At 38.6% G+C, this 580-nt stretch carries 1 pseudogene; it reads left to right on the top strand.

The features are described 5' to 3' along the window. Window positions 1-506 (top strand): annotated as a pseudogene (locus ACFQY0_RS21345) (replication initiation factor domain-containing protein); the annotation flags it as partial. Window positions 507-580 lie beyond the last annotated feature (74 nt).

Here is a 580-nt window from a genome sequence, read left to right as displayed (position 1 = left end):
GAAAAAGAAACAGCTGGTCAGATGGAGCCTTGAGACTAGAAACTTTATACATAGGAGCACCTCAGAGCGCTCTTAGGATAAGGATATATGATAAAGCTAGGGAACAAGGCCAAGAGGGTAACTGGTGGCGTGTGGAAGCTCAAATGCGTGGAGAATGGGTTAAATCAATAAATGGTGAGTTCAGAGATGAAAAAGGCGGTAATTTTAATATTAAACCATTTCTAATGGATCCATTTGAAGGATTGAGTATCAAAGTTCCTGATTTGCAAAAAGACGGTGTGACACTGCAAGAAAAGGCGTTAATTCACTATTTAGTTACTTTTCCTGAATCGTGGAATGAGTTATCAAAGCCCTCCAGGTTAAAATATAAAAAAATCCTCGCCAGAATGGAATCCAACGAGGAAATAGACTTATCGAAACTCTTCGCCAAAAAGAGAAACGACATTATGTATGATGTTCAAAAATGGCTCCGTATAGCCAAGAAAAATGATGTCATACAAGCATAATAACATATTTATTAAAGTTTAAGCGCAGTATTACCTTTGCAGGTGCTTAACGAGAGTTCCCTTGTGGCACCTCG

It is taken from the genome of Haloferula chungangensis (genome assembly GCF_042664875.1).
GTDB classification, from domain to species: Bacteria; Verrucomicrobiota; Verrucomicrobiia; order Verrucomicrobiales; family Akkermansiaceae; genus Haloferula; species Haloferula chungangensis.
The sequence above is the reverse complement of the archived record's forward strand: the minus strand, read 5'-3'. Positions and strand labels throughout refer to the sequence as shown.